This window comes from Shewanella sp. SR44-3, assembly GCF_014163735.1.
Taxonomy (GTDB): Bacteria; Pseudomonadota; Gammaproteobacteria; order Enterobacterales; family Shewanellaceae; genus Shewanella.
On sequence record NZ_JACJDV010000014.1, the window covers coordinates 51,800 to 78,283 of the forward strand.

Here is a 26,484-nt window from a genome sequence, read left to right on the forward strand (position 1 = left end):
AATGTGAAGCTAGGTTTAAATTTGAAGGTTATTCAGTTTCAAGGTGATTAAGTCTCAACATAATCCAGCTTCAAGATTAGTCTTGCACTACGGGCAACTGATGTTGAACCCAACCACCATAACCACCAGTTAGTGATGCTACATTAGTGTATCCCATTAGCTGCAAATTATAAGCCGCTAATGATGAGCGATAGCCGCCACCACAATAGAGTAATATGGGCTGTTGCTTATCAGGAAAGCGTTTTTCAATATCACGCTCAATAATGCCACGACCTAAATGCTTTGCCAGTGGTAAATGTCCTTGCAGCCACTCATGATCTTCACGTACATCAATAAGCTGCCAACTATCATCTCCTTGGTATTCAGCAATACTCACATGAGTGACTCTATCTAACACGGTTTCGACTATAGCCAAAAAACCAGGACTGTGCTGCATGGTTAACTCCTTGTAAATAAGATGAAAATACTGTAATTAGTTGCGGGTTTCACTTTTTTCAGCACTGCAGTGCCAGCATAATTCAAAGTTGGCCTCATTCATTTCATGGCATTGCACGCATTGCCACTGAGGGCCATCAACATCTAACGATTCAAGCACAGCTTGTGCCTGAGCAAGTTCAGGTTCTGCAACCCAAAGCTCTACATTTTGCACATCAACAGGTAGTTCACCAACACCGCCAAGCAGCATCTCTCCTTTAAGCTCAACACAGATACCACAAGTCTCTAATAAGCCCTTCCATGTATGGGCTTGGAGTAGATTGCCTTCGGTAAGTAATGTTTTTCTTTCATCCATTTTGTCGTCCTACTGCATTGCTCTTGTGGCAAATTTAGCCATTATCCTACTTTGAACCAACCAAGCTGTCGATAGAGGATTATTCAAAACAGAGGATTTACTTAAGCTTTTTAACTATTTATTTCAATAAAAAACCACCCGAAGGTGGTTTTAATCATTATCTAAGGATAAACCTATTACGGCATCATAGAAGGTTGATCGGCACCTTCTTTTTCAATTTCCACAGGTAACATGTGCTCACGGCAAATCCCCAGTTTAATAGCAAGGTAACTCGCCACATAAATCGATGAGTAAGTACCCACAAAAATCCCCAGTAACAAGGCTGTAGCAAAGCCGTGGATCATGCTGCCACCTTGAATAAACAAGGCGATAACCACCACTAAGGTCGTACCTGTGGTAATAACAGTACGGCTCATGGTTTGAGTAATTGAAGTGTTAACCACTTCTTCAGGATCGCCTTTGCGCATCTTAAGAAAGTTTTCACGAATACGGTCATACACTACGATAGTATCGTTAAGTGAGTAACCTACGACCGTGAGCAATCCCGCCAGTACAGTTAAATCAAATTCAAGCTGTAATACAGAAAAAACTCCCAAGGTCACAATAACATCGTGGCCCAATGCGGCAACAGAGCCCATCGCTAAACGCCATTCAAAACGAAATGACACATAAATCAAAATACAAATAAGCGCCACAATCACGGCTAAGCCGCCTTGCTCTGCTAATTGCTTACCCACTTGTGGGCCAACAAACTCTACGCGTTTTTGCACTACTGCTGTGTCGATGCTTAGAGCGCCATCCATAATGGCTTTAACCTGTAAGTCACTTTTAATATCAAGTTTTACCGGTAAGCGCACTAATACGTCATGGCTTGAACCAAAGTTTTGCACCACAGCGCCTTGAGCCTCAACAGAGGTTAAAGTAGCACGCAGCTCAGGCAAGTTGGCAGGCTGTGAAAACTCAAGCTCCACTACAGTGCCGCCTGTGAAATCTAAGCCCCAATTGATCCCTTGAGTGCCTAATGACACAAAAGAGGCAATGACTAATATCATCGACATTATGCTAATAGGTTTAGCATGACGCAGGAAGTCGACCGTATCCTTTACTGCAAATATCTGAAACATAATCAACTTCTCCTAGATAGATAGCTTTTTAACACGTTTTCCGCCCCAAACAGCATTCACGATTGAACGTGTGCCAACGATAGCGGTAAACATTGAGGTAGCAATACCTATCATCAGGGTAACGGCGAAACCTTTTACGGCGCCAGTGCCCACTGCAAACATGATGAGTGCGGTCATAAATGTGGTGATATTCGCATCGGCAATGGTAGATAGCGCATTACCATAACCTTCGTGAATGGCTTGCTGCACACTGCGACCTGCCAATAATTCTTCACGAATACGTTCATAAATCAGTACGTTACCATCGACAGCCATACCAACGGTCAATACCATACCGGCAATCCCTGGCAAGGTTAATACCGCACCTGGGATCATAGACATTACGCCTACAACCATGATGATATTGGCTAGCAAGGCAATATTGGCAATGATGCCGAATGCGCGGTAGTAAATCATCATAAATATCAGAACAATCGCTAGCCCCCAAATCATAGCTTGCATACCGTTTTCGATATTCTCAGCGCCAAGACTTGGACCTATAGTGCGTTCTTCCACAATAGTCACAGGCGCAATCAAGGCACCAGCACGTAATAACAAGGCTAAGTTTTGTGATTCTGCATGTTCAAGGCCGTTAATGACAAAATTGCGACCAAGACGTGCCTGAATGGTTGCCACAGAAATAACCTCTTCAATCTTGGTCATTTTGACTGTGCCATTAGGATTTCGTAGGCCGCTGTCCTTGTATTCAATGAACAAGGTTGCCATTGGCTTGCCGATATTGTCCTTAGTCACATTAGAGAAAATATTTCCTCCCTGCGCATCTAAGTTAATCGACACTTGTGGGCGGCTGTATTCATCAAAAGAAGGTTGAGCTCCGGTAATATGATTACCTGTGAGCATGATTTCTTTCTTAAGCACAGCAATACCGCCTTCGCGGCGTGGGTAAACTTGAGAACCCGCTGGTACCCGGCCACTGGCTGCGGCACTTGGGTCGGCTTTATCATCAAGCATATGGAATTCAATCGATGCGGTTGCACCTAAGATTTCCTTCGCGCGAGCTGTGTCTTGTACGCCTGGCAATTCAACGATAATCCGCTCTGCGCCTTGGCGTTGTACCACAGGCTCTGCAACACCCAGCTCGTTTACACGATTACGGATAGTGGTGATATTCTGTTGCAGCGCTTCTTCTTTAACTTGCTTGATATAGGTTTCGCTCATGGTGGCGCGCAGCACAAAGCTGTCACCCTCACTGGCATCAACAAACGTCATGTCATTGCCGCGAGTCTTCAAATAAGCTTCGGCTTTTGACACTGTGTCAGCATCACGGAATTTAATCTCTATACCTTTAGGTGTTTTACGCACCCCAGCATAGCGAATTTTTTCTTCACGTAATTGACTACGGAAATCGGCAATTTTTGCTTCTTCCATTTTGCGAATCGCTTCGCTCATGTCCACTTCCATTAAGAAGTGAACCCCGCCACGTAAATCAAGCCCTAGCTTCATTGGGCTACCGCCAACGGCTTCAAGCCATTCAGGGGTTGCTGGAGCTAAGTTTAATGCTACCGTGAATTTGTTTCCTAAGCTGTCAGCAATGGCTTCTTTGGCTAATAACTGTTGTTCTGCGTTTTGCACACGAACCAACAGTTGACCATTATTGAGCTCAGCGCGCTTTACCGCAATGCCTTTGCTCTGAAGTACTTCTATGACACTCGCTTGGGTCGAAGCGGTAACTTCTGCGCCGCGAGTGGCAACAACTTGAACTGCATGATCCTCACCGAATAGGTTTGGGATCGCATAAAAAGCACCAACAGCGATGACAAGCATCACCATGATGTTCTTCCACATTGGGTATTTATTCAACACAACTGAGCCCTCTTGGCTTACAACGACTGAATAGAGCCTTTAGGCAATACGGCAGTGATATAATCCTTTTTAATGGTGATTTGCGCGGTTTCATTAATGTTCAGCAACACGTAATCACTGTCATCGTTGATCTTAGCAATCTTGCCCAAAATGCCGCCGCTTGTTAGCACTTCATCGCCCTTGCCTAATGAAGACATTAGATTCTTGTGCTCTTTTACGCGCTTAGACTGAGGACGGAAAATCATGAAATAGAAAATCAAACCGAAAATAGCCAGCATGAAAATCATTTCCATGGTGCCGCCACCTGTTGGTAGGCCAGCATCGTTTGCGTATGCATTTGATATAAACATAGTTCTCTCTTCTTATTAATTAACCAACTAACTCTGGTACTTCAGGCACTTCGCGCCCTAAACCGGTATAGAAGTCCTTTACAAAGGCGTCTAATGTACCCGTCTGGATAGCGCCGCGCAAACCTTCCATCAACATTTGGTAATAACGTAGATTGTGAATGGTGTTTAAACGCGCACCTAAAATTTCATTACAACGATCTAAGTGATACAAGTACGCCCGTGAATAGTTCTTACAGGTGTAACAATCACACTTCTCATCCAATGGCGCCGTATCATCCCTATGGCGAGCATTACGGATTTTAATCACGCCTTCAGTGGTAAATAAATGACCATTGCGGGCGTTACGAGTTGGCATGACGCAGTCGAACATATCGACGCCGCGGCGCACTCCTTCAACTAAATCCTCAGGTTTACCCACGCCCATTAAGTAACGTGGCTTATCCGCAGGAATTTGTGGACAGACGTGTTCAAGAATACGGTGCATATCGGGCTTAGGCTCGCCTACTGCTAAACCACCGATGGCATAACCGTCAAAGCCGATGTTAACTAAACCATTCAAACTTTCGTCACGTAAGTCTTCATAAACGCCGCCTTGGATAATGCCAAATAATGAATTTGGGTTTTCTAAACGGTCAAATTCATCACGTGAGCGCTGCGCCCAACGCAGTGACATCTGCATAGACTTACGGGCTTCATCTTCTGTGGCTGGATAGGGAGTGCATTCATCAAAAATCATCACCACATCACTGCCCAAAGAGTTCTGAATTTGCATCGACTTTTCAGGGTCTAAGAAAATCTTTTCACCATTGATAGGTGAGCGAAAGTGCACCCCTTCTTCGGTAATCTTACGTATGTCCCCTAGGCTGAATACTTGGAAACCGCCAGAATCGGTCAAAATAGGACGCTGCCAATTCATAAAGTCATGCAAGTCACCGTGCTTACGCATGATTTCTTCACCTGGGCGTAGCCATAAGTGAAACGTGTTTCCCAATAAAATGTCTGCACCTGTGGCGCGTACTTCCTCTGGGGTCATGCCTTTCACTGTGCCGTATGTACCCACAGGCATAAATGCTGGAGTTTCCACTGTGCCACGGTCAAAAATCAAGCGACCACGACGAGCGCGGCCATCGGTTGTATCTAATTCAAATTTCATAAATCACCTTGTCAGATAAACAGTCTGACACTTCAATGTTCAATAGACATGAGGGCAAAAATTCACGCTTCAAGGACTTAAGATAAATAAAGCCAAATAATGCAAAAAAATGCCCACTTAATGTGGGCGCTATTTTAAAGCAAATTGGTGGCTTACGGGGCTTTTTTCGTCAAAAACATCGCATCGCCATAGCTAAAAAAGCGGTATTTTTGAGCGATCGCGTGTTGATAGGCATTTCTGACTTCATCAACACCGGTAAATGCACTAATAAGCATGATAAGTGTCGACTCTGGCAAGTGGAAATTGGTGACCATAGCATCGACGACTTTGAATTGGTAACCGGGGTAGATAAAAATATCGGTATCGCCGCTAAAGGTGGTTAATGGCTTATCGCCACTTGCCTTAGCCGCGCTTTCAAGGGAGCGCACTGAAGTCGTACCTACAGCAATGACTCGGTTACCAGCAGCTTTAGTTTGCGCAATCAAGTCAACCACATCTTGGGAAACATCAGCCCATTCTGAGTGCATCTTGTGCTCAAGCACATTATCTACTCGTACTGGCTGAAAGGTACCCGCGCCAACATGCAAGGTGACAAAAGCAATGTTCACACCTTTCTGTTTGAGCGCACTTAACATGGCATCATCGAAGTGCAAGCCTGCTGTCGGGGCTGCAACCGCGCCAGGGGTTTTGTTATACACAGTTTGGTAGCGCTCTTTATCGGCGTCTTCATCGGGACGGTCAATATAAGGTGGCAAAGGCATGTGGCCGACTTGCTCTAACACCTCCAGAATAGTGAGTTCAGAGAGTAGCTCAAGCTCAAATAATGCATCATGACGAGCTAGCATCTTCATCTGATGTTCACCGTCAAGATTGATTAATGAATCAACTTTAGGGGATTTTGAACTGCGGACATGAGCCAGAATTCGTTTGTCATCGAGCATGCGCTCAACCAAAATTTCAAGTTTTCCACCACTGGCCTTTTGACCAAATAAACGCGCAGGAATAACTCGGGTATTGTTAAATACCATCAAGTCACCTGGGTTTATCATTTCAAATAAATCAGTAAATTGTTTATCGGCTAACGCCCCCGTTGAACCTTCTAAGGTCAATAAGCGTGAAGCATTACGCTGCGCGGTGGGATAGCGAGCAATTAACTCATCAGGAAGGTCAAAAGAAAAATCGGCAACGCGCATGAATAGGCACTCTTTATCGGGGTAATAAAAAATTAGTAAACAACAAAACGGCCGCTAGTCTAGGATGAGCAGAGATGAAGATCAAGTTTTGTTACCCAGTGCCATTAGTCTGCGAACACTTAACAAAGCTTGCTTTATTTTCCTGAGTCAGCAGCTCACAGCTCCTGCGCCACACCTAAAATGAATTACCTCTCAAACACCACAAAACCAAAGACATTTGAAATTAAGTCTATATGATGGATAAACGCTTGTTGTATAAGACTTGTTAATTAATTCAGTTTTTAGCTGACTTAACAAGCTGCAACCTAATACGTTAAGAAATTTAAATAAAGTACACAATATGAACTTTCTCGCACACTTACATCTTGCCGATATCAGTGGCACTCATTTAGCCGCTAATTTAGCCGGTGATTTTGCCAAGGGCAATATCGAACATCATCCTCAGCATTTACAGCAAGGGATCTGGCTACATCGCCAAATCGATATCGTGACGGACACAAATGAAATCGTCATTGACTTGCTAAAGATGTTTCCTAAATCCTTAAGGCGAGTCGCCCCTATCTTGATGGATTTAAGCTTTGATCATTTCTTGGCTTATTATTGGGATGAATATCACCATCAGAGCCTAGGTGATTTTAGTCAAAAGGCCTATAACAGCTTAGCCACAACGGCTCAATTACCAGAAAAGCTTAGTCTTATGACACCCAAGATCATCGAGCAAGACTGGTTAGGCAGTTATCAAACTAAAGCAGGATTGTTCCAAGCAGTGGATGGTGTGAGTAAGCGCTTATCTAAACCTGAATTGTTTACCGGCGCCGAGCAGCATATAGACAAACTGTATATTGAAATAGAAATCGCTTTCCGCACTTTCTATCCCCAACTTATGGCTTATAGCCGCATCTACAGCAGGAAAACCCCAGAACAATACTTACCTTAACCCACTTAGCAGTGATTATTTTATCCGCAAATACCTGTCCACTAGTGACTGTTAACAAATAATCTTTATATTAGGTATTGGTTATCCGAATATTTATGCAATGCTAATGACTACAAAACTATCTTTGACCATATAACAAGGCTTTGAGGTGATTTAATTGTTATTGGAGCTATCACCAGCCATTAGTTTTGCTAATCCAAGGTTGTATTTTTTCTCGTTTGTTCAACCGCTAGAATTCGCCTATCATAGCTTTGTTTTCAGAGATTGGCTTACTGGACGTATGTTTACCGAGTCAGGTGGCTCAATTAAGCAAATGGTATTAATCTGCTTAATCAGGGTAAATCCAGTGTGTTAGTGAAAACCAAGAACTTTTAGCTGATGTCTCCCAATACTTCAGTTGTACCTTGTTCTTATGTTTGACTTCCTTCCTTTAATTTGTTTTTACAAATTATTTGCCCACTTCTTTTGAGTGGGCTTTTTTTTATCCAAAATTTATCTTTCACACCTTTAAGTTCAGCGATACCAGCAAGCAACCTTATCTTTAGCGTAATAAATCGCCTTGGCAACTGTAGCTTCTGGAGTAAAAAGTAAAAAGCCCAATCGTTAGATTGGGCTTTCATTAGCCTTGATGATAGCAGTAACTAAATATACCCTTAAAAAGCTTTGGATATTTGGATCACCACTCGGCGGTTACGCTCACGATCTTGGCTTAGTTCGTTAGAGGCCACATGACGTTTTTCACCATGACCGCTAGAGATAATCTTATCTTGTGGGATCCCACTGGCGATTAATAACTGCTTGACTGAATCCGCGCGATTATCTGACATGGTTTGGTTAACTCCCTTAGGTCCATAACTGTCAGTAAAGGCATCAATAAGCACCAGTTCGACATCAGGATCATAAGATAAATATTCCTGTACTTTTTTCAATTGATACTTAGAGAAATGAGTTAACTCTGTCTCACCCTCTTGATAAGTCAGCACTGTAAATGCAATATCATCAAAACTATAGGGTAATAACTTAGCCAAGCAAGATCTGAATTCGCGATATTGTCCACCAAAATTTGCCGATGATAATCCCACCGCCACATTGTCTGCTTGGCTATACCAGTCTGGGTAATAAAACGTTGGTTCCATTCCCTTGCTTAACTCATTTAACATAGACCAAGCAGCCTTTTTAGGCAGTTCACCATTAAACTGCTTATGATAGCTAAGCTGAGTTAATGATTTAGACTTAATGCCAGGACGCCAATTAGGTGCTCGGCTAAACAGTTTAGCCTCGGTTATTTCATCGGGTTTCATCCACATATCTAATGTGAAAAGCATATTTAAACGCTTTCCAGCTTTGCTGGAGAAAATAGCTTTTCCATAATCAGGAATATCATGCTCAAGACGGCATTCTATGCGGGAATTTTCACTCACCCGCCAAAGAGAATTGTCCAGTGAAGCCACATAGTACCTCATGTCAGCCATCGCTGACGAACAAATAAACAAGCTAGACATTAACACCAGTTTTCGCCACATAAAAACACCCTTAGATCCGCTGCACCTAATTTATCGGCGGGGTAATGACTTTCTTTAACAAAATATCTCACGAACATACATGACACTCTAGCTGAGTTTTTGCATAATAGCCGCCTATTTTAAAAGGGGAACCTTAATGCCTGATATTTGCGACAGTAACAAACTTAAACACCGCTTCCGCGGCTATTACCCTGTGGTTATTGATGTTGAAACTGCAGGGTTTAATGCAAATACAGATGCCTTGCTAGAGATAGCTGTCACCTTATTAAAGATGAACGATGATGGGGTATTAGTACTGGATAAAACGGTTCACTTTCATATAGAACCTTTTGAAGGTGCTAATTTAGAACCCGAAGCACTCGCTTTTAATGGCATAGACCCGACTAATCCCCTTAGGGGAGCCGTTTCTGAAAAAGAAGCCTTCCTTGAAATTTTCAAAGCGGTGAAAAAAGGCCAGAAAGCATCAGATTGCCACCGCAGTATTATCGTCGCCCATAATGCAGCTTTTGATTTAAGCTTTGTAAATAAAGCCATAGAAAGAAATGACCTTAAACGCTCTCCCTTCCACCCATTTGCAAGCTTTGACACTGCAACACTTGCTGGGCTCGCTATCGGTCACACTGTGCTAGCAAAGGCCTGTAAGATGGCTGGGATTGATTTTGACAACAAAGAAGCACATTCGGCTTTGTATGACACAGAAAGAACAGCAGAACTTTTTTGTCATATCGTTAATCGTTGGAAAGCATTAGGTGGATGGCCATTAGCGACGCCAGAGCAAAGCACCATTGAAAACACTCATGAGGTAATAGAGAGTTAGCACTGCAAGGGCTAACAATGCACTAGCGGTCACATAGACCGCTTTTTTATGCCTGTCTGCCAGCAAGAGAAGTCAAAGCTATTGTCCCACCCATAGTGTTTTTCAACGAAAAATACTGAGAATAGAAATCCCTTCGCTGGGGGCTACTGGACGCTCCACTTTACTATTGCGAATAATTAACAAGGCTTTATAAAAAGGGAATTGGAAATTCTGGGCTTTAGACCCATCGGTTAAAGCCAATTTTAACTCTTGATGTAACCAAGAGTAACTGAGTTGACGGCCCATCGAGTTTTGCGCTTAGGATGACTTAAAGGAAAAAAAAATGCTGGGTCGTGAAGGATCTGAACCTTAGACCTATGGGTTAAAAGCCAACTGCAGCTCTTGATGTGAAAAAGTGATTGAGCTAACGGCTTATGGTAGTTTTGAGGGAGATTTAAAAGAAAAAAGTGGGTGGGACGTGAAAAATTCGAATCTTCGACCAATTGGTTAAAAGCCAACTGCAGCTCTTGATGTTACAAAGAGTGACTGAACTAACGACCCATCTGGTTTTGCTGCTATGAATTCTTTAGCCACAATTCAAAAAAGTGGTGGGTCGTGAAGGATTCGAACCTTCGACCAATTGGTTAAAAGCCAACTGCTCTACCGACTGAGCTAACGACCCATCTGGTATTACTTTAAACTCTTTAACCACTGTTTAAGAAAGTGGTGAGTCACTAAGAATTCGAATCATCGAACCTTTGATTAAAAGCCAACTGCTGCTATTGAAAACAAGAAATGACTGAGCTAACGACCCATCTAACATTGCGTTTAAATTCTTTATCCACTGTTTAAAAAAGTGGTGGGTCGTGAAGGATTCGAACCTTCGACCAATTGGTTAAAAGCCAACTGCTCTACCGACTGAGCTAACGACCCATTTGGTATTACTTTAAACTCTTTAACCACTGCTTAAAAAGTGGTGGTGCGTGAAGGATCGAATTGTCGAACCTTTGCCTAAAAGCCAACTGCAGCTCTTGATTTAACAAGAAATGACTGAGATAACGACCCATCTGGCATTGCGTTTAAATTCTTTATCCACTGTTTAAAAAAAGTGGTGGGTCGTGAAGGATTCGAACCTTCGACCAATTGGTTAAAAGCCAACTGCTCTACCGACTGAGCTAACGACCCATATGGTATTACGATTTTAAATTCTTTAACCACTATTCAAGAAAGTGGTGAGTCGTGAAGGATTCGAACAATCGAATTCTTGGTTAAAAGCCAACTGCAGCTCTTGATGTTACAAAGAGTGACTGAGCTAACGACCCATCTGGCTTTGCTGCTATGATTCTTTAGCCACTATTCAAAAAAAGTGGTGGGTCGTGAAGGATTCGAACCTTCGACCAATTGGTTAAAAGCCAACTGCTCTACCGACTGAGCTAACGACCCATCTGGTTTTGCTTTAAACATTAGCGCTATAAATTCTTTAACCACTATTTATAGAAAGTGGTGGGTCGTGAAGGATTCGAACCTTCGACCAATTGGTTAAAAGCCAACTGCTCTACCGACTGAGCTAACGACCCATCTGGTAACGCTTTAAAAATTTACATTAGAAATTCTTTAACCACTATTCAAAAAAGTGGCGAGTCACTAAGAATTCGAATCATCGAACCTTTGGTTAAAAGCCAACTGCAGCTCTTGATTTAACAAGAAGTGACTGAGCTAACGACCCATCTGGTTTTGCTTTAAACATTAGCGCTATAAATTCTTTAACCACTATTTTATAGAAAGTGGTGGGTCGTGAAGGATTCGAACCTTCGACCAATTGGTTAAAAGCCAACTGCTCTACCGACTGAGCTAACGACCCGTAGTTTTTATTGTAAAAACTGACATTTTTACTGGACTGAAAGCAAACTGCCTATATCTAAAAGCAGACTGAGCTAACCACCCATTTCTACAGTCAAAAACTAAGCTATATGCTTTGTTTTGACACCCCAGATGACTACACCGTTCTGAGGGCGCCTATAATACCTTTTTCAATTTCTCATGCAAGTGCAAATGTGTTATTTTTTGCTGTTTGCATGAAAAACAGACTAAGAGACTGTTTTTTGACTAAATTAGCCTTTCAAGGCCGACAGTTGCTGCTGCGCAAGCCTTGCTGATGCGCTATTTGCGTATTCTTGCAGCACTTTATTATATAGCGCTCTTGCGCCATTATTGTCGTTAGATTTTTCCGCAATAAGGCCCAATTTAACTAAACTATCTGCACGCTTGCTCGAATCACTATACTGACTCACGACTGTGCTAAAGGCTTGTTTAGCACTCTCATAATCATTCTTATTATAGAGCAACTGCCCTAGCCAATAATTGGCATTAGCTGCATAGGCAGAACTTGGATATTGTTTGATGAAATCGCGAAAAGCTGGAATAGCGGCATCGTACTGGCGCTCTTTTAAGACTAAGTTTACTGCGCGTTCATAACTACCAGTTTCATCCAAGCTAGATGTTACTGAAGCTGCAGGCGTACTTGGGGTGTTATTAGTAGCCGCAACACTGTTGTTGGCAGATCCAGTTGTCGAGACGCTAGCTGATGCGGTTGGACTGGCCGTTGAGCTGGACTTAGTCGACACTGCCGCAATCTCTTCATAAAGCTGACGCTGACGCTGTAGCATTTGGCTAATTTGATAATTTTGTTGCTCTGTAATACCACGTAATTCTAACACTTCATTTTGAAGCGTATCTAAGCGGCGCTGCATATCAAAGTCATTCTGCTGCCTTGCTTTAAGAATACGTTCAAGTTTTGCTAGACGCTCATCCCCTGAACCACCAATCAAATCATCAACCGGTGCTGGTGCAGCCATAGCCGTGCCGATACCACAAATTATCGCCGCAACGATTAAGGCATATTTCATTTGTTTTTCTCCTAAAAAATAGGCCAGCTTTTAAGGGCTGGCCGTCTTACAACAGTCGCTTAGTAAACTAAAACACCGCGACGGTTTTTAGCAAAACCACTGTCATCACGAGAGAAGTCTAATGGTTTTTCTTCGCCATAACTTACAATACTCATTTGGCTTGCTTGAACGCCCATACCTTGAAGGTATTTAGCTATTGCCTTGGCGCGACGCTCACCCAGTGCGATGTTGTATTCTGGAGTGCCACGTTCATCAGCATGGCCTTCAATTAATACACGGACACTTGGGTTTTCAACTAAGTAATTGCCATGTGCATTCAAGATGTCAGCGTTGTCGCTTTGTAATTCACTGCGATCGAAATCGAAGTAAATGATATTTTGACGACGTAATTCTTGCTCTTTCAAACGTTGCTGTTCAGCAGGACTTAGTACAGCACCTGCACCACCAGTTTGAACGCCATCGATGCCATATTCGCTACCGGAACCATTCATAGAACCGTTAGCGTCTGTGTCAGAGTCTGAAGTTGAACTACAGGCACCCAGTGCCAACATAGGAACTGCAACCAACATAGCTTTGAACAACTTGTTCAGATCCATTTTAAATCCTTATCAATATATATTTAGAGAAACGGAGACCATGCGGGTGACTTCACCTCGCCTTGGCCGACAGGCAATCTTGCTTTAAACCTGCCATCCATAGAGACAGCAGCTAAAACTTGCTTACCTTGGTGAGTCGTACCATAGACAACCATAGTGCCGTTTGGAGCAACACTAGGTGATTCATCGAGCTGAGTCGATGATAACACCTGTAAAAAACGTGTTGCTAAATCCATTCTAGCAATATGGAACTTTCCATTAGTACGATTCACAAAAATCATACTGCGACCATCTGGGGTAATAGAACCACCTAAGTTCCATTCACCTTCAAAAGTCACTCTGGACACTTTTCCAGTGTCCAAATGTACGCTATAAATCTGCGGTTTACCACCTCGTTCAGAGGTAAATAACAACGACTTACCATCAGGATACCAAGAAGGCTCAGTATCAATAGAGTAATGATCTGTTACGCGCTTAGCCGCCTTGGTATTGATGTCAATAACATAAATTTCTGGCTGACCATCTTTAGACAAAGTAACCGCTAATTTTTTACCATCTGGTGAAAAACTGGGTGCGCCGTTAATCCCAGGATAGCTACTCACTAAAGTACGAGTCTGGCTATAAATGTCTTGAACAAAGATTTCCGCCTTACGGTTTTCAAAGCTCACATAAGCTAAACGGCGGCCATCAGGTGACCAAGTCGGTGACATTAAAGGCTCTGGTGAGCGCAATAACATCTGTTCGTTATAGCCATCATAGTCAGCGATCATCAAGTGATACGGGGCTTTCTGGCCCTGTTTAACTACGACATAAGCAGTACGCGTTAAGAAAGCACCGCGAACGCCAGTCAATTTTTCATACACTATGTCACTAATTCTGTGACCATATTGTCTAAACTGATTAGCATTAATCACGGTTTGGCGGCTTTCTAGCAATAACTCATTATTGTTTTGCGGCCCTTTTGCTACTTGATTTTGCGCTCTGACTAAATCGATCAGCTCAAAATTCACTAAAAACTGATCGACGCCATAAGGCTTTATCGAACCAACAACTACTGCTTCGGCGCCCACTCGGCCCCAATTTCCTGCGGCAAACTGTGATACTGAGCTAATGCCTGTTTGTGGTAACGCGCGGATATCCAGCGGCTTAAAAGTACCGCTTCTAGTTAAATCGCCCATCACGATATCTGTAATTTGTTGCGGCGCAGCGCCTGGACCTTCCCACACAAATGGCACGACTGCGATTGGGCGCGCAGCATCTACACCTTCAGTGATGACGATATCGAGTGCTGCATTTACTTGTGCCGTTAACATTAGCGCTGCTAAGGTTAACCATTTAGCCAAAATCTTCATGTGACTCCTTTAATTAAATTCCGGTGATACAGTTAAATTAATTTCACGCATCTTATTGTATACATCGGCTTCCGGTGAAACAGGCAAACGTCCAGCCTTATTAATGGCATTCTTTGCCGCGCGGCACACAACAGGATCGCCCTCGAGTGTCTGACTTGCGGTAACAAATCCATCATTAGCTAAACGTATCAGCACCTTACAACTTTTACCGCGCATTGACTCATCAACCACTAGATTGCGTTGGATTGTCGCTTTAATCATGGCGGTGAACTTGTCAACTTCAGATAACACTTGTCTATTACGAGTTTGCGACAATGCCGCATGTTCATCTGCCATGGCATCGGCCATTTCCTGCTCTTGCCTTGCCTTCGCATCAGCTTCTGCTTTACGTTTGCGCTCGGCTTCTTCCTTACGCTTACGCTCATCTTCACGCTGCTTACGCTCAAGTTCAGCTTTTTTCGCTGCGGCGGCCTCTTCTTGCTTACGCTTTTCAGCGGCCTTCTTGGCAGCTTCTTCCGATGCCTTACGCTGCTGCTCAATCTGCTTACGTTCAGTTTCAGCTTTCTGAGCTTTCTCTTTCTCAAGCTGCTGCTTTATTTTGGACGCTTTGGCAGCCTCGTTAGCTTTTTGAACTTCCACTTCCTTAAGCTTACGCTCTACTTCTAGCTGTTTAATTTTATTAAGCTCTTGCTCACGAGCCTCACGCGCTTCACGGGCTTTACGCTCGAGTTCCGCTTGTCTTTGCTGCTCTTTACGCTCAGTATCACGCTTTTGTTGCTTAAGCTGCTCTACCCTATCATTAATTTTTTTCTGATCAATCATCACAGCCTGAACAGCTGGAGCACTGGGTGCTTGCGGGGTGAACGCAGGTTTATCCTCGAAACTTATCCCTAATGCGAGGATCACTATCGCGCCGATATGAATACCGGCTGAAATCCACAGTGCTTTAGAAAGTCTACTTTGTTCCGGCACCTATTTCTCCTCCAATGAATCAGTCATCAAGCCCACCGATGGTACGCCCGCGCCTTGAAGGCTTATCATAAGCTGGATGACTTTTTCGTAAGGGATACTTCTATCACCTTTAACCACCACAGGTCGTTCAGGCTCAATGGTAATAATTGAACCCACTTCCGTGGTGATCTGTTCTAAATCCATAGGCTCGCTATTGCCGCCATTACCTAGGTTGACGAAATAATCCCCGTCAGCATCAATAGACACGACCACTGGAGGCTTACTGTCTTGAGGTAAAGGTTCAGCCGTGCCTTGGGGTAAATCAACTTTGACCCCTTGAGAAACGATGGGCGCTGTCACCATAAAGATGATTAACAGTACCAACATAACGTCGATGTAAGGAACAACGTTGATTTCAGCAACCGGGCGGCGACGTTTACGTTGATACATTAAACCGCTTCCTTCTCGCTATACGCTTGGCGATGCAAAATATTGGAAAACTCTTCCATAAAGTTCACATAAGCTGTTTCTAACTTATCAACCTGGGTCGTAAAACGGTTATAACCAATAACGGCTGGAATAGCTGCAAATAAACCCATTGCTGTCGCAATCAAGGCTTCTGCAATACCAGGAGCCACCATGGCGAGCGTTGCATTCTGCACTGTGCCAATAGCGATAAATGAGTTCATGATCCCCCACACTGTACCAAAGAGTCCGATATACGGGCTGGTAGAACCAATGGTTGCAAGCAGTGGCAAGTTGTTTTCAAGCTTTTCGATTTCACGAGAAAGACTCACACGCATGGCGCGAGAAGTTCCGTCCATTACCGCATCAGGCTGTTTTCCACTTGATTTGCTTAAGCGGGAGTATTCTTTAAAGCCCGCAACAAACAAACACTCTAAACCAGCAATAGAATCACCCCGGGCCACCAGCTCTTTATAGAGTCGATTCAAATCAACGCCAGACCAAAAAGTATCTTCAAAACGCGCTGACTTAGTTTTAGCCGCGTTTAAGAGTTTGCGGCGCTGGATAATCACAGCCCATGACATAATAGAAAGGCCTAACAAGGTGAGCATAACCAGCTTCACCAACAGACTTGCCTCTAAAAACAAACCAATGAACGATATTTCAGCGTGCACGTTTAAACTCCTGGACAATATTTTCTGGGATAGCAATGGGGCGCATCTGCGATAATGAAACACAAGCGACTAATATCTTGCCTTCACAATAACAGTTGCCTTGTTCATCTAGCAAACCTTGGTGAAATACCAAGGAGGCTTTCTTAAGTTCTATGACCTTAGATTCAACCATAAGGTTCTGTTCAAATTTAGCTGCACGGCGAAAATCAACCTCGGCGCGTTTCACCACAAAAGCAATATCTTGCTTTAATAGTGCAGCTTGGCTAATTCCCATGGTTTTTAACCATTCGCTGCGGGCACGCTCAAAAAAATTTAAGTAATTTGAGTGATACACCACACCACCAGCATCCGTGTCTTCGTAATAAATAGAAATTGGCCATTTAAACATGAAAAATAGGTTAATTATTAGGTTGCGAAATTTCGCCTACTATACCTAGTAGCAAGTCACTTGTGAATCATCCACAGAGGCTAAAACAGACTTTATTTTGCGCAAAATCCCCCTTAAATGAGAAAAAAACTCATAAAGGATAAAAAATCGATAAATTTAAGCAGTTATAGGTAATTTATTAACAAATAAATATACAATTCGTTAAATTGTAGATCAGGCGGTTACGGCAGTTTGACGTAAGGTGAATTAGATAAAAATCCATCCAGCTCACAAGGCAGTTTCGGACGGCTGAAGTAATAGCCTTGAGCTTGTTCACAAGCATTAAGGCGTAAAAAATCAGCTTGCTCTTGGGTTTCCACCCCTTCGGCAATAATGTGCAAATTAAGTGCGTGACCAAGGGCGATAACCGCTTTTGCAATAGCGGCATTATTAGCATCTTCAACAATACTTTTGATGAAGGAGCGATCAATTTTCAGTTTATTTATCGGCAATTTTTTCAAATAGCTTAAAGATGAATATCCTGTACCAAAATCATCCATGGCCAAGGTTATACCCATTTCACGTAAACGCTTTAACTCAATAATAGCTTCAGTGGGGTTTTGCAGCATGCACGATTCAGTCACTTCGATTTCAAGATGCTTAGCCGGCAAACCAGTTTCACGCAGCACTTGCTGCACATCATCGACAAAGCTGTTGCGCTGAAGCTGCAAACTGGCAACGTTCACTGCAATACGGTGAAAACTCTTGCCTTGTTTAAGCCAGCGTACGCCTTGCTCACAGGCTTCTCTTATTACCCACAGGCCTATGTCATTGATTAAGCCATTTTTTTCAGCGATGGGAATAAACACCACCGGAGACACATTGCCAAGATTTGGATCGTTCCAGCGTATTAATGCCTCAAAACCTACAGTTTCGAGTGTATTTAAATCAACTTTAGGCTGATAAACCAAAGAAAAGCGCTTCATCTCTAGAGCTTCATGCAATGCACTCTGTAACTGCAATAAACGTACTGACTCCTGGGTCATAGCTTCAGTATAAAATGCATAGTTATTACGGCCATTTTGTTTGGCCCTATGCATCGCAGCGTCTGCATGTCGAAGTAAGCAGTCGTTATCGAGACCATCACTTGGGTATAGTGCCAATCCCATGCTGGCTGTTAAACGTATACTTTGGTTATTATTGCAATTAAAAGGAGCTTCGAAAACTGAATAAACTCGATTAACAATGGCAATTAAATTCTCTGTACTGAGCATATTAGTCAGTAATGAAAACTCATCCCCCCCTAAGCGAGAAAGCACTGCGCCTGGATGCAATATCCCGCTGAGTCGATTAGCAAGCTCAACTAAAATATTGTCACCCACCACATGGCCTAAACTGTCATTAATGTGCTTAAAAAAATCAACATCAATAAACACCACGGCTAACTGAGTGCCTTCTTGCTTGGCATAATAAATGGCGTTCTCAATACGAGACATAAATTGAGTTCTGTTGGGCAGCTGAGTGAGTGGATCCAGTAAGATAAGTTTATCTAATTTTGCTTGAGTTTTTCGCTGCACTGAAACATCAGTAAACACAGCAACAAAATACGCTATGGTATTGGTATCATCATAAACGGCACTGATTATTACCTCTTGAGGATAGACCTCACCATTCTTACGTCGATTCCAGATTTCTCCCTGCCAGCGCCCTTGGATAAGTAAAGTATTCCACAGTTTTTGGTAAAATGATTTGTCATGGTGACCTGAGCTGAGCAGGTTAGGATTTTTGCCTTTGACTTCATCCAGCTCATAACCCGTTATCTTAGTAAAAGCGCTATTAACCTCAGTAATAAAGCCCTTCCTGTCAGTAATGACAACACCTTCGACCGTATTACTAAACACTGTGGCAGCCAAATTAAGCTGCTCTTCTGCGGCTTTATGTTTGGCAATATTGCGGGTAATACCAATCACTCCTACAAGCAGCCCTTCTGCTGTTATTGCTGGAGATTTGAAAGTTTCAAGCCAGGTTGATTGTGATTGCAGATCCCTGTCTTGGCATTCAGCGACAATAACAGGCCCACCTTGGGCGATGGCAAGCTTATCCCCCTCAACAAACCTGTTAGCAATTTTTTCATCAAACAACTCTAAGTCTGTTCGCCCTAAAATATCATGTTTACTGCGCCCCCAAGCTTGCTCCACACGGCGATTGCAAAATACGTACACACCATCGGTGTTTTTTATCCAAACATGCTCTTCAAGACTATCAATAAAAACTTGTAAATCCATAGCTTGCGGTGCCACTCTACTGATGGCATCTGCATCATTAGGCGCATCTAAACTCGATGAGATAAATTGAACTCTGGTCGACTCTTGATTGAGCTTTAACTGCAAATGATCACATAAAAGGTTTACAAGCTTTAACATAGTGTCATTTAACAACAAGGGCGGATTTTTCAGGGCGCACAAGGTCGCAAAATGCACCCCTGAAGGCCAAGCCAATGCTTTGGCAAAACCGCTAATATTCAGCTTAAATTTATTTTCTTGGCCATCCTCTAAATCCTCCCTCTCCAGCGGTAAACAGCGAACACGTAATCGACCGTTTTTATTGGAGTCGATAGCGTCAGACTCAAAATAACCGCCTACACCGTCAGATGCAGCTTGAGCCTTATTGTCTAATTGAGCGAGTTCATTATGTTGCCAGTAGTCAAAAGCATGTGAACTTGAAGACGCTAACACTATCTCAACACAACCTGCACTTGTCATTCCGGCATTCACTGAGTTGCTGGCTTTGATTTGATGATTAACCTTAACATCAGAATGTAAGCTTTTATTTACGTTCACAGCAAGATCATTATTAACCAGTATAATATCGCCCTGGATCAACGTTGCAACCAAGTCGATATCTTGCAGCCATTGATGTTTACGTTGTTCAGAAAAGTCGTGCCAATTCATATTTATGGTTTTCCACTGACAGGGACTATTTATAACAATAGCAGCCTTTTAGCTGCTCGCTTGAAAATCCAAAGACCGGAGCAGGAAAACCCGTTAATGATGAAGTATGCTCCCAAAAGAACACTGGGTATTCTCCGTAACTTTATTCACTCCTTGGAGTGACAATATCAACACAACCCATAGCCACAGACTACAACGCCAATATAAATAGATACTTAGATACAGCACTCATAATATTTGGCTTTGATTTGTTATCACGAAAAAAAACACTAGACGACCGGTCTAATTGCGCGTATTCTACCCCCATGAAAACAAGCACCCAAGATACACGCCAACACATTTTAGACACAGGTTATCAATTGATCGCCAGTCGCGGCTTTGCCAGTGTGGGGTTGTCCGAATTACTTAAACACGCCCAAGTCCCTAAGGGATCGTTTTACCACTATTTCAAATCTAAGGAGCAATTTGGCGAGGCACTCATTAAGCATTATTTCGATGATTACCAGCTGCGTCTTAATAGCCAGTTTGGTGATAAGACCCTGCCTGCCTATACAAGGCTCATAGAATACTGGCAATGCAGGATGGCATCTCAAGCTGATAGCTGTTCGTCACAGAAATGTTTAGTGGTAAAACTTAGCGCCGAAGTTGCAGACTTATCTGAACCTATGCGTTTGGCTTTATTAAAAGGCACTCAAATTGTGCAAGGAGCTATCAGTGACTGCATTCAAGCGGGCATTGACGATGGTTCAGTTAAAGAAACAAGTCCCAATGACACAGCTAAGCTACTGTATCACTTATGGATTGGCGCAAGTTTAATGGCCAAACTGAGTAAAACCGATTCTGGATTGCAGCAAGCAATGGATACCACTGAATTATTACTGAAACCTAGCGGCTAAGCTTTACAAAGCAAGCGCTGAAAGCAACATCAATAAGCTCAGTAAAATAGGCTCCATGAACTTACTTCTCACTCACAAGTGTTAAGCCTGTGAGTCATCTATTCACCACCTTAGGGTGGTTTTTTTGAACAGCACCCTAGACGACCGGTCTATTAAAGAGGTATTTAATGAACAATAACCAGACAAATCAACGCATAGTATTGGCATCACGCCCTGTTGGTGCCCCAAAGGCTGATAATTTCCGCTTAGAAGACGCTGCAATTCCAACCCCTGCAGCCGGTGAAGTATTACTGCGCACTGTGTATTTATCGCTAGACCCATATATGCGTGGCCGCATGAGTGAGGCTAAATCCTACGCGGAACCCGTAGCCATCGATGCAGTTATGGTCGGCGCAACAGTATGCCAAGTGGTCAGCTCGAATAACCCTAAATTTAGCGAAGGCCAATGGGTGCTTGCTTATACCGGTTGGCAGACCTATGGAATATCCGATGGCAGCGATTTAATGCCGCTTGGCGATAACCCAAGCAACCCATCTTTTGCTTTAGGCATAATGGGCATGCCAGGCTTTACCGCCTACATGGGATTATTGGATATCGGTCAGCCCAAAATGGGTGACACTTTAGTGGTTGCCGCAGCAACGGGTCCTGTGGGCGCAACGGTTGGCCAAATAGGCAAACTTAAAGGCTGTTATGTTGTTGGCGTTGCCGGCGGCGCTGAAAAATGCCGCTACGCAGTAGAAGTATTAGGCTTTGATGCTTGTATTGATCACCATAGTGATGATTTTGCCGAGCAACTGGCCAAGGCGTGCCCAAAAGGCATCGACATCTATTTTGAAAATGTTGGCGGCAAGGTATTTGACGCTGTACTACCTTTACTCAACACTGGTGCTCGCATCCCAGTTTGTGGATTAATCTCTCAATACAATGCCACTGAGTTACCACAAGGTCCAGATCGTTTATCGCTCCTAATGGGCACCTTGCTCGTGAAGCGCATCAAGATGCAAGGCTTTATTATTTTTGATGACTATGCCCACAGATACAATGAGTTTGCCACAGACATGAGCCAGTGGTTAGCCGAAGGTAAAATTCATTACCGTGAGCATTTAATTGAAGGGCTAAATAAAGCACCAGATGCCTTTATCGGCCTATTAGAAGGCAAAAACTTCGGCAAGCTCGCAATCAAAATCAGCTAATAGCACTAAATTAATCTCTAACGATTTCAGTGAATAAACAGACACAATATTAAGGAACACAGATGAAAATTTTAATGGTTTTAACTTCACACGACAAACTTGGCGACACAGGCAATAAGACAGGCTTTTGGTTAGAAGAATTCACTTCACCTTACTATACCTTTGCCGACAAAAGTGCCGAGATAGTGCTAGCTTCACCACTAGGCGGCCAGCCACCACTTGATCCAACAAGTGATGAGCCAGGCTTTCAAACTGCAACCACAGAGCGTTTCAAAGGCGATACTGCGGCGCAGCAATTGTTAGCCAATACCGTGCGCCTTGATAGCATCAATGTGGCTGATTTTGACGCCGTATTCTACCCAGGTGGTCACGGTCCATTATGGGATTTGACCGAAGACAAGCACTCTATTGCTTTGATTGAAAAGACTCATCAACAAGGTAAGCCGCTAGGTCTGGTATGTCATGCATCTGGCGCCCTGCGTCACGCTAAAAATGCCGATGGCAGCTTTTTAGTGAATGGCAAAAAAGTCACAGGCTTTACCAATAGCGAAGAAGATGCAGTGCAATTGACCGCTATCGTGCCTTACTTGGTTGAAGATGTACTGAAGTTGAATGGTGGCATTTACACTAAAGGCGCTGATTGGGCCAGCCACATCGCCATTGATGGCAATTTAGTGACAGGCCAAAACCCAGCCTCATCTGAAGCCGTAGCTGAAGCTATGCTGACCTTGCTAAAGGCTTAATTAAAGCTTTTGCTATCGTCAAAAAAGTCAGTCAGAAATTAATAAACCTAGCGTACCGGTAGTGATTGCTAGGTTTATTGTTAATAGCGATGAGCACTGTGTATCTGCCAACGATTTATTTGCCAGTCGTATCTTGGCGCTATTATCCACCTGCAAATCCAAAGCCATCCAAAGTCACAATAAGACTAGAGTAAAGGAATAATTATGATCACCTTGCATCATCTCAATCAGTCCCGTTCCAAACGCATTCTATGGTTGTTAGAAGAGTTAGGCCAAGCTTACCAGGTCAAAGCTTACCAAAGAGACAAAGTCAGCTTCTTAGCGCCACCAGAATTAACTGCTATACATCCGCTAGGAAAATCACCGGTTATCGAACATAACGGTCTAGTCATCAGCGAATCTGGCGCCATTACTGAGTATTTGATCAACCAATTTGCCTCAAATCAACTAGCGCCAGAAGCTGGCAGCGCCGATTACGTAAGCTACAGCCAGTGGTTACACTTCGCCGAAAGCTCAGCCATGTTACCGCTGTTACTGAGGTTATTTGTTGAAAAAGACGGCTGTAAAACCAATTTTATGGCAGGCTATGCCGATATAGAAGTGGCGAAAGTGATAGGTTACTTAAATGCATCCTTAGAAGGTAAGCGCTATTTAGTGGCCGATAAACTCACTGGTGCCGATATCATGATGTCTTTTGTCATTGAACTATTGGCCGCTCGTGGCGAGCTCGCAAAATATTCAAACCTTGAACGCTACTATCAGCAGCTCAAAAGCCATGATGGATTTATTCGTGCAGGCAAGATTGAAGCTCAGCAAAACCAGTAAAATTCGGCCTAGTGTTTAGCCGCTAACTGGTTTCGAGTAAGAATTAACATCCCCCCGCATTACTCTGTAGGGGGGATGAGATAAGCCTTAACTCACATCAAAGCGATCCGCATTCATGACTTTAGTCCAGGCCGAAATAAAATCATTGACGAATTTTTGCTTGTTATCATCTTGCGCATACACTTCGGCATAGGATCTAAGCACTGAATTAGAACCAAAAATCAGATCCACCCGAGACGCTGTCCACTTACGTTTACCCGTTTGACGCTCACAAATTTCATACTCGTTTTGACCAATGGGCTTCCAGATGTAATTCATGTCGGTTAGATTGACAAAGAAGTCATTGGTAAGCGCCCCCTTGCGCTCAGTAAACACACCATGACCAGTATCAGCATAATTAGTACCAATAACTCGCATACCGCCCACGAGCACTGTCATTTCATGGGCCGTAAGCCCCATGAGTTGAGTACGATCTAACATCAGCTCTTCTGCGCTAACCGCAAAATCTTGCTTTAACCAATTACGATAACCATCATGAAGCGGCTCTAACACAGCAAATGAATCATTATCTGTCATCTCATCAGTGGCATCACCACGGCCCGTTCTAAAAGGCACTGTCACGTCAAAATCTGCCTTTTTAGCCGCAAGCTCAATACCAAGGTTACCTGCTAACACAATGACATCGGCAACACTGACGCCATAACTTACGGCAATAGGTTCAAGCACGCAAAGGACGCTAGCAAGGCGCTTAGGTTCATTTCCAGGCCACTGCTTTTGCAGAGCCAAACGAATGCGAGCCCCATTGGCACCGCCGCGTTTATCAGACCCCCTAAAGGTTCTGGCACTGTCCCAGGCCGTTGTCACCATGTCACTGATACTCAAACCCGTTTCCTTTATTGCTTTTTTCACCATCGCCACATTAAAGTCTTTAGGTCCTGTAGGAACCGGATCTTGCCAAAGTAAATCTTCTACTGGTACATCTGGGCCTAGGTAACGCACCTTTGGCCCCATATCCCTGTGGGTCAGTTTGAACCAAGCGCGGGAGAAAACTTCAGAGAAATACTCAGGTTCTCGATGAAAGTGCTCAGATATCTTGCGATACTCTGGATCCACCTTCATGGCCATGTCCGCATCTGTCATCATGGGCATTGTACTGATGGAAGGGTCTTCAACATCGCGAGGTTTATCTTCTTCTTTGATATTAATCGGTTGCCACTGCCAAGCGCCTGCGGGGCTCTTACAAAGCTCCCACTCGTGGTTAAGTAACATAGTAAAGTAACCGTTATCCCACTCGGTTGGATATGTGGTCCAAGCACCTTCGATACCACTAGTGACTGTGTCACGACCTATGCCACGTTTCGCTTTATTTAACCAACCAAAGCCTTGGTCATGAATGTCAGCACCTTCGGGCTCTGGGCCCAATAAATCGGCATTGCCATTACCATGGGCTTTACCAATTGTATGCCCGCCAGCAGTTAAGGCCACTGTCTCTTCATCATTCATGGCCATACGCGCAAAGGTCTCACGTATATCTTGAGCCGTCTTTAATGGATCTGGTTTGCCATCCACGCCTTCAGGATTGACATAAATAAGCCCCATCATTACTGCTGCTAGAGGATTTTCCAGGTTTCGTTCACCTGAATAGCGGCTGTTGTGATTGTCCGTGGGGAGCAACCAGTCTTTTTCAGCCCCCCAGTAAATGTCTTTTTCTGGATGCCAAATATCTTCCCGGCCAAAGCCAAATCCGAAGGTTTTTAGGCCCATGGACTCGTAGGCAATTGTCCCCGCATAGGCGATTAAATCGGCCCAGCTAAGCTTATTACCGTACTTTTTCTTGATTGGCCAAAGCAATCGGCGTGCTTTGTCTAAGTTACCATTATCTGGCCAAGAGTTGAGTGGCGCAAAACGTTGACTACCATGGCCTGCACCGCCACGGCCATCTGCGATTCTGTAAGTACCAGCAGCATGCCAGGTCAGCCTTATCATAAGGCCGCCATAATGCCCCCAATCAGCGGGCCACCATGCTTGACTGTCTGTCATCAGTGCATGTAAGTCATTTTTAAGGGCGACAAAATCGAGTTTTTTAACCTCATCTTGATAGTTAAAGTCCGCCGTCATTGGGTTGGTCTTTTGATCGTGCTGATGCAAAATATCTAGGCTCAATGACTTAGGCCACCAGTTCATGTTGGCCATACTATTTTCGGTTGTAGTCGCACTCCCGTGCATCACTGGACACTTATTCTCAGACATTAATTATTCTCCTTTTACCTGTTGAAAATGACTTATCCGCCAAGTCATTAGACAATTCAGCTCACGCTATCCCTTAGCACAATAGACTTAATGTAAAACCAGACGATATCGGCGAAAGCGCATCCAGACAAGCTAGGGGATAAACCCTCACAGTCTAGTCCAAATATTCAGTGCTGGGCTTAGATACAAGATAGCTATAGGGTAATTAAGGAAGAGGAGATCACTTATGCTGAACTTTTATAAAGGTTTATGCCAAGAGTTTAGCTGAGAGGAAGAAATTAACGAGTAGTTTTTTGGCGTTCTAAAGGAGTTTACCAAGTGTAGAAATCAAATAATGTTTTCTGCCGACCCACATGCTATGGAGACATGCTGCGCATGTACTCTTTATATCCCATGTCAGAGGGTATTTACAGGCGGATAAACGCCCCCCCAACAGATAGTGCTGGGGATTTTCGTTTATTTGGCGCCTGTCATGGCCAGCTGCGGACAAGTCCTCCGCGTTCACCCCATGCATCAAACTGTGTTTGATAATAGCAAGGACTTCACCCTACGACCCACATGGATGTGGGAAGTGCCTTAAATTGTT

24 protein-coding genes and 7 tRNA genes are annotated in these 26,484 nt (G+C 43.6%); 6 read left to right on the forward strand and 25 right to left on the reverse strand.

The window, feature by feature from the left end; all coding sequences use genetic code 11:
* Window positions 1-76: 76 nt before the first annotated feature.
* From H5073_RS09465 to queA, 7 genes are all read right to left on the reverse strand, one after another.
* Window positions 77-436, reverse strand: coding sequence for a rhodanese-like domain-containing protein (locus H5073_RS09465; RefSeq protein WP_182679221.1), 360 nt, complete (start codon window positions 434-436; stop codon window positions 77-79).
* A 36-nt stretch (window positions 437-472) separates the two neighbouring features.
* Complete coding sequence (locus H5073_RS09470; RefSeq protein WP_182679223.1) at window positions 473-790, reverse strand: DUF2007 domain-containing protein; 318 nt, start codon at window positions 788-790, stop codon at window positions 473-475.
* 176 nt (window positions 791-966) lie between these two features.
* Entirely contained in the window at window positions 967-1,914 is a 948-nt protein-coding gene (gene secF / locus H5073_RS09475) for a protein translocase subunit SecF (RefSeq protein WP_182679225.1), read from the reverse strand.
* A 12-nt stretch (window positions 1,915-1,926) separates the two neighbouring features.
* Entirely contained in the window at window positions 1,927-3,777 is a 1,851-nt protein-coding gene (gene secD, locus H5073_RS09480; RefSeq protein WP_182679227.1) for a protein translocase subunit SecD, read from the reverse strand.
* 17 nt (window positions 3,778-3,794) lie between these two features.
* A complete protein-coding gene (yajC, locus tag H5073_RS09485; RefSeq protein WP_182679229.1) occupies window positions 3,795-4,127 on the reverse strand; it encodes a preprotein translocase subunit YajC in 333 nt (110 codons plus the stop codon).
* 19 nt (window positions 4,128-4,146) lie between these two features.
* Window positions 4,147-5,280 carry a tRNA guanosine(34) transglycosylase Tgt gene (gene tgt, locus H5073_RS09490; protein WP_182679231.1) on the reverse strand — a complete coding sequence of 378 codons (1,134 nt, stop codon included), beginning with the start codon at window positions 5,278-5,280 and terminating at the stop codon, window positions 4,147-4,149.
* Window positions 5,281-5,432: 152 nt separating this feature from the next.
* A complete protein-coding gene (queA, locus tag H5073_RS09495) occupies window positions 5,433-6,473 on the reverse strand; it encodes a tRNA preQ1(34) S-adenosylmethionine ribosyltransferase-isomerase QueA (RefSeq protein ID WP_182679233.1) in 1,041 nt (346 codons plus the stop codon).
* A gap of 340 nt (window positions 6,474-6,813) precedes the next feature.
* Here queA and H5073_RS09500 point away from each other — a divergent pair, with 340 nt between their 5' ends.
* Window positions 6,814-7,410, forward strand: coding sequence for an ACP phosphodiesterase (locus tag H5073_RS09500; protein WP_182679235.1), 597 nt, complete (start codon window positions 6,814-6,816; stop codon window positions 7,408-7,410).
* 653 nt (window positions 7,411-8,063) lie between these two features.
* Here H5073_RS09500 and H5073_RS09505 read toward each other — a convergent pair.
* A complete protein-coding gene (locus H5073_RS09505) occupies window positions 8,064-8,933 on the reverse strand; it encodes an OmpA family protein (protein ID WP_182679237.1) in 870 nt (289 codons plus the stop codon).
* 136 nt (window positions 8,934-9,069) lie between these two features.
* Here H5073_RS09505 and rnt point away from each other — a divergent pair, with 136 nt between their 5' ends.
* Window positions 9,070-9,750, forward strand: coding sequence for a ribonuclease T (rnt, locus tag H5073_RS09510; protein ID WP_182679239.1), 681 nt, complete (start codon window positions 9,070-9,072; stop codon window positions 9,748-9,750).
* A 102-nt stretch (window positions 9,751-9,852) separates the two neighbouring features.
* Here rnt and H5073_RS09515 read toward each other — a convergent pair whose 3' ends face one another.
* From H5073_RS09515 to H5073_RS09590, 16 genes are all read right to left on the reverse strand, one after another.
* A complete protein-coding gene (locus H5073_RS09515; protein WP_182679241.1) occupies window positions 9,853-10,035 on the reverse strand; it encodes a hypothetical protein in 183 nt (60 codons plus the stop codon).
* Window positions 10,036-10,197: 162 nt separating this feature from the next.
* Window positions 10,198-10,291 (reverse strand) — tRNA-Lys (locus H5073_RS09520).
* Window positions 10,292-10,335: 44 nt separating this feature from the next.
* Window positions 10,336-10,411: transfer RNA gene (locus H5073_RS09525), tRNA-Lys, on the reverse strand.
* 175 nt (window positions 10,412-10,586) lie between these two features.
* Window positions 10,587-10,662 (reverse strand) — tRNA-Lys (locus H5073_RS09530).
* A 176-nt stretch (window positions 10,663-10,838) separates the two neighbouring features.
* A tRNA-Lys gene (locus H5073_RS09535) sits at window positions 10,839-10,914 on the reverse strand.
* A 182-nt stretch (window positions 10,915-11,096) separates the two neighbouring features.
* A tRNA-Lys gene (locus tag H5073_RS09540) sits at window positions 11,097-11,172 on the reverse strand.
* Window positions 11,173-11,230: 58 nt separating this feature from the next.
* Window positions 11,231-11,306 (reverse strand) — tRNA-Lys (locus H5073_RS09545).
* Between the two features lie 208 nt (window positions 11,307-11,514).
* Window positions 11,515-11,590 (reverse strand) — tRNA-Lys (locus H5073_RS09550).
* Window positions 11,591-11,840: 250 nt separating this feature from the next.
* The gene (gene ybgF / locus H5073_RS09555; RefSeq protein WP_182679243.1) at window positions 11,841-12,635 is read right to left on the reverse strand and encodes a tol-pal system protein YbgF; all 795 of its coding nucleotides are present in this window, start codon (window positions 12,633-12,635) and stop codon (window positions 11,841-11,843) included.
* A gap of 59 nt (window positions 12,636-12,694) precedes the next feature.
* Window positions 12,695-13,231 (reverse strand): peptidoglycan-associated lipoprotein Pal, encoded by a 537-nt coding sequence (gene pal, locus H5073_RS09560; RefSeq protein ID WP_182679245.1) that lies wholly within the window; start codon window positions 13,229-13,231, stop codon window positions 12,695-12,697.
* Between the two features lie 23 nt (window positions 13,232-13,254).
* Window positions 13,255-14,583: a Tol-Pal system beta propeller repeat protein TolB gene (tolB, locus tag H5073_RS09565; protein WP_182679247.1), complete on the reverse strand. Its 1,329-nt coding sequence runs from the start codon at window positions 14,581-14,583 to the stop codon at window positions 13,255-13,257.
* Window positions 14,584-14,592: 9 nt separating this feature from the next.
* Window positions 14,593-15,555 (reverse strand): cell envelope integrity protein TolA, encoded by a 963-nt coding sequence (gene tolA / locus H5073_RS09570; protein WP_182679249.1) that lies wholly within the window; start codon window positions 15,553-15,555, stop codon window positions 14,593-14,595.
* Window positions 15,556-15,984 (reverse strand): protein TolR, encoded by a 429-nt coding sequence (gene tolR, locus H5073_RS09575; RefSeq protein ID WP_182679251.1) that lies wholly within the window; start codon window positions 15,982-15,984, stop codon window positions 15,556-15,558.
* Window positions 15,984-16,673: a protein TolQ gene (gene tolQ / locus H5073_RS09580; protein WP_182679253.1), complete on the reverse strand. Its 690-nt coding sequence runs from the start codon at window positions 16,671-16,673 to the stop codon at window positions 15,984-15,986. Before tolQ ends, tolR begins: the two co-directional genes overlap by 1 nt.
* A complete protein-coding gene (gene ybgC / locus H5073_RS09585) occupies window positions 16,663-17,061 on the reverse strand; it encodes a tol-pal system-associated acyl-CoA thioesterase (protein WP_182679255.1) in 399 nt (132 codons plus the stop codon). The genes tolQ and ybgC overlap by 11 nt, the downstream gene beginning before the upstream one ends.
* 221 nt (window positions 17,062-17,282) lie before the next feature.
* A complete protein-coding gene (locus tag H5073_RS09590) occupies window positions 17,283-19,991 on the reverse strand; it encodes an EAL domain-containing protein (RefSeq protein ID WP_182679257.1) in 2,709 nt (902 codons plus the stop codon).
* 305 nt (window positions 19,992-20,296) lie between these two features.
* On the opposite strand from H5073_RS09590, the gene H5073_RS09595 reads away from it, so the two are divergent.
* From H5073_RS09595 to H5073_RS09610, 4 genes are all read left to right on the forward strand, one after another.
* Window positions 20,297-20,887: a TetR/AcrR family transcriptional regulator gene (locus H5073_RS09595; protein ID WP_182679259.1), complete on the forward strand. Its 591-nt coding sequence runs from the start codon at window positions 20,297-20,299 to the stop codon at window positions 20,885-20,887.
* Between the two features lie 167 nt (window positions 20,888-21,054).
* Window positions 21,055-22,080 (forward strand): NADP-dependent oxidoreductase, encoded by a 1,026-nt coding sequence (locus H5073_RS09600; protein WP_182679260.1) that lies wholly within the window; start codon window positions 21,055-21,057, stop codon window positions 22,078-22,080.
* 62 nt (window positions 22,081-22,142) lie between these two features.
* Window positions 22,143-22,823, forward strand: coding sequence for a type 1 glutamine amidotransferase domain-containing protein (locus tag H5073_RS09605; RefSeq protein ID WP_182679262.1), 681 nt, complete (start codon window positions 22,143-22,145; stop codon window positions 22,821-22,823).
* Window positions 22,824-23,027: 204 nt separating this feature from the next.
* Window positions 23,028-23,648 (forward strand): glutathione S-transferase family protein, encoded by a 621-nt coding sequence (locus H5073_RS09610; RefSeq protein WP_182679264.1) that lies wholly within the window; start codon window positions 23,028-23,030, stop codon window positions 23,646-23,648.
* 87 nt (window positions 23,649-23,735) lie between these two features.
* Here H5073_RS09610 and katG read toward each other — a convergent pair whose 3' ends face one another.
* On the reverse strand, window positions 23,736-25,898 hold the full coding sequence (gene katG / locus H5073_RS09615) for a catalase/peroxidase HPI (protein WP_182679266.1): 2,163 nt from the start codon (window positions 25,896-25,898) through the stop codon (window positions 23,736-23,738).
* Between the last annotated feature and the right edge of the window lie 586 nt (window positions 25,899-26,484).